The sequence below is a fragment of the Sphingomonas faeni genome, assembly GCF_030817315.1.
Lineage (GTDB): Bacteria > Pseudomonadota > Alphaproteobacteria > Sphingomonadales > Sphingomonadaceae > Sphingomonas > Sphingomonas faeni_C.
Genome location: NZ_JAUSZF010000001.1, coordinates 1090246 through 1103804, shown reverse-complemented (window position 1 = coordinate 1103804; position 13559 = coordinate 1090246). Strand labels below are relative to the sequence as shown.

The following is a 13559-nucleotide window of genomic DNA, read 5'->3' as shown; positions in this document are numbered from 1 at the left end:
GCAGCGGATCAATGCCAATTTACAGGTGCTCCCTATGATCGAACGCCTCACCTCCATCATGGCGCGGCTGCGTGATCCGGTCGACGGATGCGAATGGGATCGGAAGCAGACCTGGTCGACGATCGCGCCGTACACGATCGAGGAAGCGTATGAGGTTGCCGACGCGATCGCACGCGACGACCCCGCCGATCTCAAGGACGAACTTGGCGACCTGTTGCTCCAGGTCGTGTTCCACAGCCGTATCGCCGAGGAGTCGGGCGCGTTCACGCTTTCCGACGTCGTTGCCGCGATCAGCGACAAGATGGAGCACCGCCACCCGCATATCTTCGGTGATGCAGCGATCTCGCCAGGATGGGAAACGATCAAGGCCGGCGAGCGTGCGGAAAAGCCCGATCCCAGCGCGCTGGCCGGCGTCGCCATCGGCCTGCCCGCGTTGTCGCGTGCCGAAAAACTCCAGAAGCGTGCGGCGCGCGTAGGGTTCGACTGGCCCAATGCCGCGGGGCCGCTTGCGAAGGTTTTCGAGGAAATCGAAGAGGTTCGCGAAGCCGGCTCGGACACCGTGGCAGAAGAGATCGGCGACCTGCTGTTCGCGGTGACGAACTGGGCCCGCCATCTCGGTGTCGATCCCGAAGCCGCGTTACGCGCGGGCAATGCCAAGTTCGAGGCGCGCTTCCGGGCTATCGAGGCCGATGGCGGCGACACATTCTCCGCCATGACACTCGATCAGAAGGAAGCCCTGTGGCAGGCGATCAAGCGTCGCGGCGGATGAACCGGTCGTAATCGCTTTCCGACAGTCGCACATCGTAGGTCGTCTCGAGTTCGTCGTCCAAGCTGCCCAGCACCTCGCCGTGCGCATGCAGCCACGCCGCGCCCGCGCCGTCGGTCGCGTCGAGCGTGATGCTGTACCGACGATGCGCGCCGGTAAGCTTGGCGGCGACCTGGTGGATCAGCTCATCCACCCCTTCCCCGCTCAGCGCCGAGATTGCGACAACGTCGTCGCGGTGCGCGGCTTGGCTCGCGATCTCGGCATGCGTATCGGCATCGAGCAGATCGAGCTTGTTCCAGACCTCAAACCGCGGCGTGTTCTCGTCGACGCCGATCTCGGCCAGCACGGTTTCGACGTCCGTCCGCTGCGCCTCGGTATCGGGATGCGCGATATCGCGGATGTGGACAAGCAGATCGGCGGACACGACCTCCTCCAGCGTTGCCTTGAACGCGGCGACCAGCTGCGTCGGCAGGTCCGAGACGAACCCAACCGTGTCGGACAGGATCGCTTTGTCGATGCCGGGCAACTGGATCTGCCGCAACGTTGGGTCGAGTGTTGCGAACAGCAGGTCCTCGGCCATCACGTCGGCGCCCGTGAGCCGGTTGAACAGCGTCGACTTGCCCGCATTGGTATAGCCGACCAGCGCGATCACCGGCCATGGCGCACGCTGGCGTCGCTCACGGTGAAGCCCCCGCGTACGACTGACCTGCTCGAGTTCGCGCTTGAGCCGAGCCATCCGGTCGCGGATCAAGCGGCGATCCGCCTCGATCTGGGTCTCGCCCGGACCGCCGAGGAAGCCGAAGCCACCGCGCTGGCGTTCGAGATGGGTCCAGCTGCGTACCAGCCGGCCCGCCTGATAATCGAGATGCGCCAGTTCGACCTGCAAGCGCCCCTCGGCGGTCGCCGCGCGCTCGCCGAAGATCTCGAGGATCAGGCCGGTGCGATCGATGACCTTGGTTTCGAGCGCCTTTTCGAGATTGCGCTGCTGGATCGGACTGAGGCTCGCGTCGAACACGACGAGCCCCGCCTCTTCCATCCGAACCTGCGCCGCAAGCATTTCGACCTGGCCGCTACCGATTAGCGTCGCCGGCTTTGGCTGGCGAACACGGTAGGCGATCCGTTCGACGACCTCGACGCCGATCGCGGCCGCAAGGCCCGCGGTCTCCTCAAGGCGTGCGTCGACGTCGCGCGAAGCGTCGCCCTGATCGGGAAGGACGACGATCGCGCGCGCACCGCGCGCGAACTCGTCCCGGTCGCGTTCGAAACCACTACTCAATCGTCATTGTCCGCGTCATCTGCATTATCATCCGTGTCGGTGGGCTCTTCGGCAAGATTCAGCGGGCGCGCCGGCTGAATCGTCGATACCGCGTGCTTGTAGACGAGCTGCGCCATGCCCTCGCGCTGGAGCAGCATGCAGAACAGATCGAAGCCGGCGATCTGGCCCTGCAGCATGACGCCGTTGATCAGGAACATCGTCACGCTGTCTTCCGATTTCCGCACCGCGTTGAGGAAAATATCCTGCAACAACGGGTGCTTCTTCTGGTTATCTCCGACCGCGTCGACGATTGCCGACACGTCCATCGGGCCGGCGGGCATGATCGTCGAAATGGCGTGCTTGTAGATTAGCTGCGACTGGCCATCGCGGCGGAGCAGCACAGAAAAATTATCGAACCATGTGACGATGCCCTGGAGCTTCACGCCCTTGACGAGGAACATCGTGACCGGCGTCTTGGAGCGCCGGAGTGCGTTCAGGAAGAGGTCCTGAAGCGAGCCTGGTTTATCGGCCAATGGGATAACCCTTTGTTTTTGGCGAGACTTTGCCCGCGAGGCGCTGTTTCCCAGCGTCGGAGATGTACTCGGTTACCGGGTACGGTACTGATCTATGATCGACACCCCCGTAGTTCCAGAGGGCGGCGAAATTGCGGCGTCTTATTCGTCGCGTGTTTCGGTGATGCCGAGCAGCTTGAGTTTGCGGTGGAGTGCCGATCGCTCCATGCCGATGAAGCTGGCCGTGCGGGAGATGTTGCCCGAGAAGCGCCGGATCTGGACGCGGAGATATTCGCGCTCGAACGTCTCGCGCGCTTCCCGCAGCGGCGATCCCATGATGGCGGTGCCACCCGCCGCCCCCATGTCGCCCTGATCGCCGAGTACTTCGGCGGGCAACAGGTCGATATCGATCCGGCCGATGCGATCGCCCGGCGCCAGGATGATCGTCCGCTCAACAACATTGCGCAATTGGCGGACGTTGCCGGGCCAGTCATAGGATTGCAGCGCGACCATCGCATCGGGTGCGATCTCGGGCGTCGGCACACGGCGTTCGGACGCATAGTGCGCGATGAAATGCTGGACCAGCGCCGGAATGTCCTCCCGGCGATCGGACAGCGGCGGGATCGTCACGGGGACAACGTTGAGGCGGTAGTAGAGATCTTCGCGAAAGCGCCCCTCGGCAATCTCAAACACGAGGTCGCGCGCCGTCGCCGAGACGACGCGGACGTCCACCTTCACGACGCGCGTACCGCCGACGCGCGTAAAACTCTGATCGGTCAGCGCACGCAAGATTCGCGCCTGCGTCGCGATCGGCATGTCGGCGATTTCGTCGAGGAACAGCGTGCCCCCATGCGCCTGTTCGAACAGGCCGGGACGCACGAGATCACCCGCCTCCTCGACACCGAACAGTTCCTCGTCGACCCGCTCGGGCGTCATCCGCGCAGCGCTCACGATGATGAACGGCGCGTCCGTGCGAAGGCTCCAGCCATGAAGCAGCCGGGCAGCGACCTCCTTGCCGACACCCGCCCCGCCCATGATCAACACGCGGCTGCCGGTCGCGGCAACGCGCTTGAGGGTCGCGCGCACGCCGTTGATCGAGCCGGAACTGCCCGTCAGATCGGTCTCGCGGCCAACCGTCGCGCGCAACGACGCGACCTCTCGGCGGAGGCGCTCGGTTTCGGTGGCGCGGGCGACCATGAGCAACAGGCGCTCGGCCTCGAACGGCTTTTCGATGAAATCGGATGCGCCACGCCGGATCGCGGCCACCGCGGTATCTAGATTGCCGTGCCCCGAGATCACCAGCACCGGGATCGACGGATCGCGACGCTTGATCTCGTCGAGCAACTCGAGCCCGTCGAGCCGCGACCCCTGGAGCCAGACGTCGAGCAGCACTAGCGACGGGCGCCGTGCAGCGATTGCCTCAAGGGCAGTGTCGCTGTCGCCAGCGTCCCGCGTATCATAACCCTCGTCCTCCAAGACGCCGGCTACCAGTTCGCGAATGTCACGTTCGTCGTCTACGACGAGAATATCGAGCGCCATCAAATCATGTCCGGTTGCGAGTCATGGTGGGGAGTTGCCCCTCCCCTGCCAACTCGGGTGGCGATGCCCCCTGGTCAAGCGCGGCCAGCGCCTTGGCGTCGAAGATCATGGTGACGACAGTGCCACCGCCCGGTCGATCGGAAAACCCGATCGTTCCACAATGCTCCTCGATGATCTTCTTAACGATGGCAAGCCCGAGCCCCGTGCCGCGCGCGCGCGTCGTCACATAGGGCTCGACGATACGATCGCGATCGGCGGGGAGGCCGATACCCGTATCTGCCACCTGTATGCTGACGCTACGCTCCTGATCCCGGGACAAGGTCATCGTCACCGATCCACCAGGTTCCGACCGTGTTTCAATAGCTTCGACGGCATTCTTGACGATGTTCGTGAGCGCCTGCCCGATCTGTCGGCGGTCGCAGACGAGTGTGAGCCCAGGATCGTCGTTGACCAGCTGGAAGCTGATGGCCGGATGCGCCACTTCGTGCAGAAACAACGCCTGACGCGCCGCATCAACCAGCGATTCCTCGCGGAATACCGGCTTGGGCATCCGCGCAAACGACGAGAACTCATCGACCATGCGCCGCAGATCGCCGACCTGCCGAATGATCGTGTCGGTAAGCCGCGAGAACGTGCCGTCCTGCGCCTCGATCTTGCCGCCGTAGCGGCGCTGCAACCGCTCGGCCGCAAGCTGGATGGGCGTCAACGGGTTCTTGATCTCATGCGCGATCCGGCGCGCGACATCGGACCATGCCGCGCGGCGCTGATCGAGCAGTTGCTGGGTAATGTCATCGAACGTTAGGATCGGTCCCGTTGCTGGACGCGCGATGCGGACCGCCAGGGTCCGCGCGTCGCCCCCCTGCCCGACTTCGACGATCGCTTCACGGCCGCCGTCATCGATCATTGCATCAAGTTCGGGAGCGACATCGGCGAGCCGGCGTCCGACCAGTCCGCCGGCGTCAGTCCCCAGCAACGCTGTCGCGGAGTCGTTCGCAATCGTGATCGTCCGCTCGCGCCCCGTCGCGATAACGCCTGCAGAAACCCCCGCCATCACTGCTTCGATCAGCGCACGCCGGTTTTCCAGCTGGCTGTTCGCGGTAACGAGTTCGGTATTTTGTTCCTGCAGCCGCCCGGTCATCTGGTTGAACGCGTTCGCGAGCGTGCCGACCTCGTCGCGGCTCCGCGGATCGGGGACACGTGCGGTCAGGTCGCCGGCCGCGACGCGCCGTGCCGCGTCGACCAATTCACCGACCGGGCGCACCAAACGGTCGGCAACCGCCAGTGCGATCCAGACCGCAATGCCCACGATCAGCAGCGAGATCGCGAGCAAGGCCGCATTGAAGCGCAACTGAAGGCTTCGCGCGCGCGCCAGCAACGAACGGTAGCTGGTCAGCACCTCGCTGGCGCGCTCCGTCTGCTCCGACATCTGCTTCGTGTCTTCGACGCGGCCCGCGTACAGGAACAGCTCGTCGGAGCCGGGCAGCAGCGTGATCGTCTGAATCCGGTCGCCCGTTACGGTAACGACGGCGGACTGCCCCGCGCGGAGCCTTGCGATCGTCTGCGGCGTGACCTGTCGCGCGAAATCGATCTTGTAGGGATCGACGACGGCTAGGGTCTGGATTTCGTTTTCCGACGAGACCTTGAACAAGGCCGCTTCCGACAGGCTGCGGAAATAGACCTGTTGCAGGAACCAACCCGGAAAGTCTGGGCTTTGCAGCGCACGTTCGCGAAGATAGCCCGACATGTCGCCGGCCATCGTCACCGTCGCCTCCTGCCAGCGGTTGAGCTGACGCGCGTAGGACGATTGGGCGAGCGACGTCGCGTTTTCCAGCATCCCGCGCGCCTGGTCCGAATACCAGAACTGAACGCCGTACTGGAACAACAACGACGCAAAGATCGTGACGAGCAGCATCGGTACCGCCGCGACGATCGAGAACAGCGCCACCAACCGGACATGCAACCGTCCCTTGCCGCCGACCGGCGACCGGGCCGCGCGCCGCATGGCGATCCGTCGACCGAGCAGCATCAGCAAGGCGATACCGGGCACGAGATTGGCGACGAGCAGGAAAGCAACCAGCAGAGGCGGGATCAGACGCTGCGGAGCGTCGCTGCCAACGATGACGAAATAGCTCGCCAAGGCCGTAGCGATGGCCACGGCCAGCACCAACATCTCAACGGCGGGCGTTACGGCGAACCCCGAACCAGGCTCGTCATCATCCACAGATAGCGTCGTGGAAGCGATCATCGTTGCCGTGATACAACGTCAACCGTTGCCGGGAAACCACATAATGACGTTTCAGCGGCGACTAGCGTCGTCGACCCGAATGGCCTCAGCCATGTCGATCCCAAGCGTATCGAGCCGCTTGCGCAACGTATTCCGGTTGATCCCCATCGCCCGCGCCGCCCGAAGCTGATTCTGACCGTGCCGCGCGAGCATGACTTCGATCAGCGGTCGCTCGACGTCGCCGATCACGCGGTCGTACAGCGTGCCGTCGTCGAGCGCGTTTGGATCCTCGCGTGCGATCCGCTCGATCAGCGCGCGAACCGCATGACCGATGTCCACGTCGATGGACTGCGCGCTCGCGCCGCTGGTACCGATCATCGAGCGGATCACGTCGGCGCCGATCACCTCGTCACGCGCCAATACCGCAAGCCGGCGCATGAGGTTCTCAAGTTCCCGGACGTTGCCGGGCCAGTCGTGCGCGCCGAGCTCCGTCATTGCATCGCCGGCAAGTTGCCGCCGGGGCAGCCCCTGCACCGCCGCCTGATCGAGAAAATGACGCGCGAGCAAGGCAATGTCCTGGCGACGTTCGCGCAAGGCGGGAAGTTCGATCGGGACGACGTTCAGACGGTAGAACAGATCCTCGCGAAACTGCCCGCTCGCTACCTGCGCGGAGAGATCGCGATTGGTGGCAGCAACGATGCGGACGTCGACACGGATCGTGCGGGCACCACCGACACTGGTGAATTCGCCGGACTGGAGGACGCGAAGCAGCCGGGTCTGCGCCTCCATCGGCATGTCGCCGATCTCGTCCAGGAACAGCGTGCCACCCGATGCCTGTTCGAACCGACCGGCGTTGCGGGTCGCGGCGCCGGTGAACGCGCCACGCTCGTGCCCGAACAGCTCGGCTTCGATCAGTTCGCGCGGAATAGCCGCCATGTTGATCGCGACGAATGGCGCCGCGTTGCGTGAGCCCAGATCATGGATCGCGCGTGCGACGAGTTCCTTGCCGGTCCCCGATTCGCCCGAGATCAGCACGGTCAGGTCGTTCGAAACGACCCGCGCGATGACGCGGTACACGTCCTGCATCGCGGCCGACCGTCCGATGAGCGGCAGCGCCCGGTCTTCGTCGCGGAGATCGTCGTCGGACACCATGCCGCCGCGCGCGAGCGCCCCGGTCACCGCGCGAGCGAGAACATCAAGATCGAACGGCTTGGGAAGATACTCGTAGGCACCGACCTCCGCGGCGCGAACCGCGGTGGTCAGCGTGTTCTGCGCGGACAGGACGATGATCGGCAGCAAAGGGAAACGCGCCGAGATGCTGCGGACATGATCGATACCGTCGCCGTCGGGAAGAATGACGTCGGTGACGATCACATCGGGCAACGACACCGCGAGTGCGCGTTCGAGCTGTGCCAGGCTGTCCGCGACGGAGACGTCATGGCCCGCGCGCCGCAAGGCCTGTGCGACGACGGTCCGGATCGCCGCATCGTCGTCGACGACCAATATCGTGCTCAAGATGCCGCCCTTGGCAGCAACAGGCGGAGAACGGTCATTTCCGGGATCCCTTCTCGGGCGTATTGGACGATGCCGCCCATGTCTCTCGTCAGCTTGTCGACGAGCGCGAGGCCAAGCCCCTGCCCTTCGCGCCGACCGGATACGAACGGATCGAACAGGTGGTCGGCGATGTCGGCCGGTGCGCCAGGACCGTTGTCGAAAATGCAGATTTCGATCGGAAGCGGCAGGCGCGGCTTGCCGGGAGCCGAGCTGACCGTGATACCATGACGGTAAGCCGTCGTCATTATGATCCGCGGTTTACGTTCGTTTCTAACGGCTTCTCGGGCGTTCTTGAGCAGGTTTATGACGATCTGCAGCAGCGCGTCGCGGTTGATCTGTGCGGGCGGAAGCGATGGATCGAAGCGTTCCTCGATCGTGATGCCCCGTGCGAACCCGGCAAGTGCAAGGCGACGGGCGTGACCGAGCAGCGGGTAGATGTTCTCGCTGGCGAGCGGCAAGGGCCGCGTGTCGCTGAAATCCTGCATGCGGTCGATCAGTGCGGCGATGCGATCGACTTCGGTGACGATCAGGGTCGTGAGTTCGCCCGTACCCAACAGTTGCGCCGCCCCGCGGATACCGGACAGCGGATTCTTGATTTCATGCGCAAGCATCGCCGCGGCACCGACCGCCGCCCTTGCTCCGGCCGCGCGATCCGCGGAGTGCCCAAGCCGCCGCGAAGTCGCGGATGCGTGCAGGGTGATCGCTCGCCAGCCGGGATAATCGGCGATCTGCGTCTCCGCGAAATCGACGCGGATCTTCACGCCACGCACCGTCGATATTTCCGTGTCGTAGACCGCCAGCCCGTGTCCGTCTCGATTTCGCGGATCATCCGGCGGCGGGATGACCGCATCGAGCGGTTGGCCGACCATCAGCCGTTCCGACAGGTTCAACAGTTGCTCGGCGAGCGCATTGGCGTGTGCGACCCTATGATCGGGATCGACGACCACCACCGCCACCGGCAGTGCGGCGAAGAGTTCCGCGAACCCCGGCCGATTGCGTGATGGCGTATCAGGCCGCCGCAAGGTCACGCCAAGGGGCGTAGAACTCGGCCAGCATCGCCTTGACCTGCTTGGGATCGGGGATCTGGTTTACCTTGTTGCGGAACTCGGCCGAACCGGGCAGCCCCTTGGTGTACCAGCCGATGTGCTTGCGCGCCATATTGACCCCGGTCTCGATCCCGTAATGTTCGAGCATCGCCTCGTAATGGCCTGCGATCGCGTCATATTGATCGGTGATCGACGGGTCTTCGATGCGTCGACCGGTGGCGAACCACTCCATCACCTGACCCAGCACCCAGGGGCGACCATAGGCACCGCGACCGATCATCAGCCCATCGGCGCCCGACTGGTCCATCGCAGCCTCGGCGTCCTCGATGGTGCAGATGTCACCGTTGACGATGACCGGCACGCTCACCGCGTCCTTAACCTTCCGGACGAAGCCCCAGTCGGCGTTGCCCTTGTACATCTGGTTGCGCGTGCGACCGTGGACGGTGATCAGCTTGATGCCGAGATCCTCGGCGATCCGCGCGAGTTCGGGTGCGTTCAGGCTGTCGTGGCACCACCCCATCCGCATCTTCAGCGTCACCGGCACGTCGACCGCCTTCACCGTGGCGTCGATGATCGCGCTCGCAAGCTTGGTGTCGCGCATGAGTGCCGAGCCCGCATCGCCGTTGACGACCTTGCGAACCGGACAGCCCATGTTGATGTCGATGATCGCCGCGCCACGATCCTGGCTGAGCTTGGCCGCCTCGCCCATCTCGTACGGCGTGCAGCCGATCAACTGCATCGAGACTGGTTCCTCCAGCCGATCCCACGCCGCCTTTTGCAACGACTGGCGCGTCTCGCGGATGGCCGCCTGGCTCGCGACCATCTCGGTCACGTTGAGACCCGAGCCATAGCGTCGCACGAGCGTGCGGAACGGCATGTCGGTGACGCCGGTCATCGGCGCGAGCACGACGGGGCTTTCGATCCGGACGGGACCGATCTGGATAGGGGACAAGTTACGCATGAATGTGCCTGAAAAAGAGGCATCGCCCTACCCTGTCCCGCGCCTGGTCGCAAGACTGGCGAGCGTCGGGGCGAACCGCTAGGTCGCGAGCATGACACAGACCCAGCGTATCGTCGCGATCATCGTCGCCGCCGGAACCGGCGTGCGCGCCGGGGGATCGGTTCCCAAGCAGTTCGCGCCGATCGCCGGGCGTCCGATGGTCGCCTATTCCTACGAAGCGTTTTCCAGGCATCCGGCGATCACCGGGACGATCGTTGTGGTGGCGGAAGGACAGCGGACGTTTGCCGTCGAGGCCCTTGGGGCCGATGCGACGGTCGTCTCAGGCGGCGCGACGCGTCGCGAGTCGGTCGCGAATGGACTCGCCGCGGTCGGCGATGCGACGCATGTGATGATCCACGATGCGGCCCGACCTTTTCTCGCCGCGAGCGTCATCGATTCGTTGGTTGCTGCCTTGAAGACCAGGGACGCTGCCATCCCCGTCCTCCCGGTAACCGATACGCTCGCGCGCGGAAGCGTCCTGCTCGGCGACATCGTGCCGCGGGCGGACCTCAACCGGGTGCAGACTCCCCAGGCGTTTTCCGTGGAAGCGTTACGCGCCGCGCACGCCGTCTGGCCCGAAGACGAGGAAGCCACCGACGACGCGCAGATGGTGCGACGACTTGGCGTCGGCGTCGCGTTGGTGCAGGGCTCGGCGATGCTTGAGAAAGTCACACACCCCGAAGATTTCGCGGCTGCCGAAGCGCGTGTCGCATACGAGACCCGCACCGCGATGGGCTTCGACGTCCACCGGCTCGAAACCGGTGAAGAGCTATGGCTCGGCGGCGTCCTGATCCCGCATGACCAGGGGCTGTCGGGGCATAGCGACGCCGACGTCGCGCTCCACGCGCTGACCGATGCGCTGCTGGGGACGATCGCAGCCGGAGATATCGGCACGCATTTCCCGCCGAGCGACCCGCAGTGGAAGGGCGCCGACTCCGCGCAGTTCCTCCAGCATGCCGCCAAGCTGATCGCCGACAAGCGCGGGCGGATCGATTTCGTCGACCTGACGATCATGTGCGAGGCGCCGAAGATCGGCCCGCACCGTGCCACAATGACCGCGCGGATCGCCGATCTGCTCGGGCTGACGCTCGACCGGGTCAGCGTCAAGGCGACGACGACCGAACGACTGGGTTTTACGGGCCGCGGCGAAGGGATTGCAGCGCAGGCGGTCGCGACCGTTCGCGTGCCCGGAGCGCCGCTGTGAAGGTCCGCATGAAGATCAGCGCGGCGTTGGCTGCCGTCGCATTCCTCGCCAGCCCGGCGGTCGCGCAACCGCGCTGCATCACCGGGCCCGAGGCCGAATCGCTGACGCTCGTCGCGATGCCCGACATCCTGCGCGAGACCGGCCGCGTCTGCGCGGCGCAACTCCCCGCCGCGAGCCTGATCCGGCGGCAGTCGAGCGCGCTGATCGATCGCTATCAGATCGAGTCCGACCGGGCCTGGCCCTCGGCTCGGGCTGCGATCGTCAAGCTGAGCGATCCCGCGGTCGACGCGATGCTTGATTCGGATTTTGCGCGGCCGCTGCTGACGACGCTGCTGGTGCCGCAGATCGTCGGTCGGATCGCAACGCGCGATTGCGGAACGATCGACCGGATGTTGACGCTGCTTCAACCCTTGCCGCCGCGCAACACCGCGGGCATCGTCGTGGAGACGTTGCGGTACCTGAAATCGCAGAAGCCGCGGGGCGGTGACATCGCCGCGGTGGCGATGCTGCTGTGCCCGGTGGAGACTCGCTGATGGATACCATCCTTCCCGCCGAACTGGTCGCTGCCGCGCGTAGGGTGATCGAGCAGAACCGCGCGATCGGCCGGCGGGTCGCGGTCGCCGAAAGCTGCACGGGCGGTCTGGTCGCCGCGGCGTTGACCGAGATCCCCGGTTCGTCGAACGTGTTCGAGGTAGGCTTCGTCACCTATTCGAACGACGCCAAGCTGGGCGTGCTCAAGATCAGCTCGGACGTGCTCGAAACGTTCGGGGCGGTATCGATCGCCGTCGCGTGGAGCATGGCGCAAGCCGCGCTGAAGCAATCGGGCGCGGACATCGCCGTCGCCATTACCGGCGTTGCGGGTCCGGGTGGCGGATCACTCAAGAAGCCGGTCGGCACCGTCGTGTTCGGTCGTGCGGAAAAGGGCGGCGACCCGTCCGACGTTCACGCCGATCGCAAGGATTTTGGCGACCTCGGACGCGGCGGGATCAGGCTTCAAGCGGCGTTGTGTGCACTCGAACTCTTGTTACCGGACGCGCCGGGCTCGGAAGATTCGGCCACGGAAGACTCGGCACCGTAAAGCTCGGCGGCGCGCGTTTCGAACGCGCCGATCATCTTGCGCAACGCCGCGCCGAACACCTGTCCGGCGATCATCTCGAACATGCGGTTTTTGAACGCGAAGTCGACGGTAAAATCGACCGCGCACCCCTGAGGCTCAGGCCGGAAATGCCATTCGTTGCGCAGGTATTTCAGCGGACCGTCGACATAATCGACGTTCAGCTCGGTCGGTCGGACCTTCTGGACGCGCGAGGTAAACGTCTCGCGCAAGCCCTTGAAGCCAACGATCATGTCGGCGAGCGTTTCCGTCTCGCTGTTCGAGCGCACGCGCATCGCGCTGACCCATGGCAGGAACTCTGCATAGCGGCCGACATCGGCCACGAGCTCGAACATCTGCTCAGGCGTGTACGGCAGGTGACGCGTTTCCGAATGCTTCGGCATCAGATGCGCACGACCCCAAGCTTGGCATCGCGGTTGGCACGAAGCTGAGCGAAATCGTCGCCCGCGTGGTAGCTCGACCGGGTCAGCGGCGACGACGCAACGAGCATGAAGCCCTTGGCGCGGGCGATCGAGGCATAGGCATCGAACGCCTTGGGTGGCACGAACTCGGCGACCTTCGCGTGGCGCGGCGTGGGCTGGAGATACTGGCCCATCGTCAGGAAATCGATGTCGGCGCAGCGCATGTCGTCCATCACCTGATGGATCTCGAGACGCTCCTCGCCGAGCCCGAGCATCACGCCGGACTTGGTGAAGATCGACGGGTCATGCTTCTTGACGCTCTCCAAAAGGCGCAACGACGCGTAGTAGCGCGCGCCGGGGCGGATCGTCGGGTAGAGCCGAGGCACCGTCTCGAGATTGTGGTTGTAGACGTCGGGGCGCGCCTCGACGATCGACTCGATCGCGGCCTGCGCCTTGTTGCGAAAGTCGGGGGTCAGGATCTCGATCGTGGTCGTCGGGTTCGACGCACGGATCGCCTGGATCACCTTGACGAACTGCGACGCACCACCGTCGGGCAGATCGTCGCGATCGACCGAGGTGATGACGATGTGGTTGAGGCCCATCTGCGCCGCCGCATCGGCGACGTTCTGCGGCTCCATCCGATCGACCGCGCGGGGCATGCCGGTCTTCACGTTGCAGAACGCACACGCCCGCGTGCAGGTGTCGCCGAGGATCATGACCGTCGCGTGCTTCTTCGACCAGCATTCGCCGATGTTCGGGCACGCCGCCTCTTCGCAGACGGTGGTCAGGCTTTTCGACCGCATGAGTTCGCGAGTCTTTGCAAAACCAGCGGAGGTCGGCGCCTTGACGCGGATCCAGTCGGGCTTGCGCGCACGGACGGGCGCAACCATCGGGGTCATGTCGTTCATGCCGTGCCAGATAGCCCCGCCCTTGCGTCGAGACAA

General features: G+C 64.9%; 13 protein-coding genes. 4 read left to right on the top strand and 9 right to left on the bottom strand.

From position 1 onward, the window contains the following. Nucleotides 1–34 precede the first annotated feature (34 nt). Nucleotides 35–769: a nucleoside triphosphate pyrophosphohydrolase gene (gene mazG / locus QFZ54_RS05165; RefSeq protein WP_307085059.1), complete on the top strand. Its 735-nt coding sequence runs from the start codon at nucleotides 35–37 to the stop codon at nucleotides 767–769. On the opposite strand, the gene hflX is transcribed toward mazG, so the two are convergent. The 7 genes from hflX to dusB form a co-directional block, all read right to left on the bottom strand. Then, complete coding sequence (gene hflX, locus QFZ54_RS05160; RefSeq protein ID WP_307085057.1) at nucleotides 750–2042, bottom strand: GTPase HflX; 1293 nt, start codon at nucleotides 2040–2042, stop codon at nucleotides 750–752. The two genes, mazG and hflX, sit on opposite strands and share 20 nt — an antisense overlap. Then, a complete protein-coding gene (hfq, locus tag QFZ54_RS05155) occupies nucleotides 2039–2608 on the bottom strand; it encodes an RNA chaperone Hfq (protein ID WP_307089277.1) in 570 nt (189 codons plus the stop codon). Before hfq ends, hflX begins: the two co-directional genes overlap by 4 nt. An 87-nt stretch (nucleotides 2609–2695) precedes the next feature. Next, on the bottom strand, nucleotides 2696–4072 hold the full coding sequence (gene ntrX, locus QFZ54_RS05150; protein ID WP_307085055.1) for a nitrogen assimilation response regulator NtrX: 1377 nt from the start codon (nucleotides 4070–4072) through the stop codon (nucleotides 2696–2698). 4 nt (nucleotides 4073–4076) lie between these two features. Then, nucleotides 4077–6317 carry a sensor histidine kinase gene (locus QFZ54_RS05145; RefSeq protein WP_307085053.1) on the bottom strand — a complete coding sequence of 747 codons (2241 nt, stop codon included), beginning with the start codon at nucleotides 6315–6317 and terminating at the stop codon, nucleotides 4077–4079. 51 nt (nucleotides 6318–6368) lie between these two features. Then, the gene (ntrC, locus tag QFZ54_RS05140) at nucleotides 6369–7811 is read right to left on the bottom strand and encodes a nitrogen regulation protein NR(I) (protein ID WP_307085051.1); all 1443 of its coding nucleotides are present in this window, start codon (nucleotides 7809–7811) and stop codon (nucleotides 6369–6371) included. Continuing rightward, nucleotides 7808–8872, bottom strand: a complete 1065-nt coding sequence (locus tag QFZ54_RS05135) for a two-component system sensor histidine kinase NtrB (protein WP_307085049.1) — start codon at nucleotides 8870–8872, stop codon at nucleotides 7808–7810. The genes ntrC and QFZ54_RS05135 overlap by 4 nt, the downstream gene beginning before the upstream one ends. After that, nucleotides 8859–9857 carry a tRNA dihydrouridine synthase DusB gene (gene dusB / locus QFZ54_RS05130; RefSeq protein WP_307085045.1) on the bottom strand — a complete coding sequence of 333 codons (999 nt, stop codon included), beginning with the start codon at nucleotides 9855–9857 and terminating at the stop codon, nucleotides 8859–8861. The genes QFZ54_RS05135 and dusB overlap by 14 nt, the downstream gene beginning before the upstream one ends. Nucleotides 9858–9948: 91 nt before the next feature. On the opposite strand from dusB, the gene QFZ54_RS05125 reads away from it, so the two are divergent. Genes QFZ54_RS05125 through QFZ54_RS05115 form a run of 3 tightly spaced genes read left to right on the top strand, consistent with a single transcriptional unit; the run spans nucleotide 9949 to nucleotide 12178 of the window. Further along, nucleotides 9949–11100 carry a bifunctional 2-C-methyl-D-erythritol 4-phosphate cytidylyltransferase/2-C-methyl-D-erythritol 2,4-cyclodiphosphate synthase gene (locus QFZ54_RS05125; protein ID WP_307085043.1) on the top strand — a complete coding sequence of 384 codons (1152 nt, stop codon included), beginning with the start codon at nucleotides 9949–9951 and terminating at the stop codon, nucleotides 11098–11100. Next, nucleotides 11097–11633, top strand: coding sequence for a hypothetical protein (locus tag QFZ54_RS05120; protein ID WP_307085041.1), 537 nt, complete (start codon nucleotides 11097–11099; stop codon nucleotides 11631–11633). The genes QFZ54_RS05125 and QFZ54_RS05120 overlap by 4 nt, the downstream gene beginning before the upstream one ends. Then, nucleotides 11633–12178: a CinA family protein gene (locus QFZ54_RS05115; protein ID WP_307085039.1), complete on the top strand. Its 546-nt coding sequence runs from the start codon at nucleotides 11633–11635 to the stop codon at nucleotides 12176–12178. Before QFZ54_RS05120 ends, QFZ54_RS05115 begins: the two co-directional genes overlap by 1 nt. Here QFZ54_RS05115 and QFZ54_RS05110 read toward each other — a convergent pair. Next, nucleotides 12094–12597, bottom strand: coding sequence for a type II toxin-antitoxin system RatA family toxin (locus QFZ54_RS05110; protein ID WP_307085037.1), 504 nt, complete (start codon nucleotides 12595–12597; stop codon nucleotides 12094–12096). The genes QFZ54_RS05115 and QFZ54_RS05110 overlap by 85 nt on opposite strands. After that, on the bottom strand, nucleotides 12597–13523 hold the full coding sequence (lipA, locus tag QFZ54_RS05105) for a lipoyl synthase (protein WP_307085034.1): 927 nt from the start codon (nucleotides 13521–13523) through the stop codon (nucleotides 12597–12599). The genes QFZ54_RS05110 and lipA overlap by 1 nt, the downstream gene beginning before the upstream one ends. Nucleotides 13524–13559 lie beyond the last annotated feature (36 nt).

Excerpts from the sequence above, each read along its gene's own strand:
- ntrX (WP_307085055.1), bottom strand. The coding sequence starts at position 4,072 with ATGGCGCTCGATATTCTCGTCGTAGACGACGAACGTGACATTCGCGAA.
- lipA (WP_307085034.1), bottom strand. The coding sequence starts at position 13,523 with ATGAACGACATGACCCCGATGGTTGCGCCCGTCCGTGCGCGCAAGCCC.
- QFZ54_RS05145 (WP_307085053.1), bottom strand. The coding sequence starts at position 6,317 with ATGATCGCTTCCACGACGCTATCTGTGGATGATGACGAGCCTGGTTCG.
- mazG (WP_307085059.1), top strand. The coding sequence starts at position 35 with ATGATCGAACGCCTCACCTCCATCATGGCGCGGCTGCGTGATCCGGTC.
- dusB (WP_307085045.1), bottom strand. The coding sequence starts at position 9,857 with ATGCGTAACTTGTCCCCTATCCAGATCGGTCCCGTCCGGATCGAAAGC.
- QFZ54_RS05115 (WP_307085039.1), top strand. The coding sequence starts at position 11,633 with ATGGATACCATCCTTCCCGCCGAACTGGTCGCTGCCGCGCGTAGGGTG.
- QFZ54_RS05125 (WP_307085043.1), top strand. The coding sequence starts at position 9,949 with ATGACACAGACCCAGCGTATCGTCGCGATCATCGTCGCCGCCGGAACC.
- QFZ54_RS05110 (WP_307085037.1), bottom strand. The coding sequence starts at position 12,597 with ATGCCGAAGCATTCGGAAACGCGTCACCTGCCGTACACGCCTGAGCAG.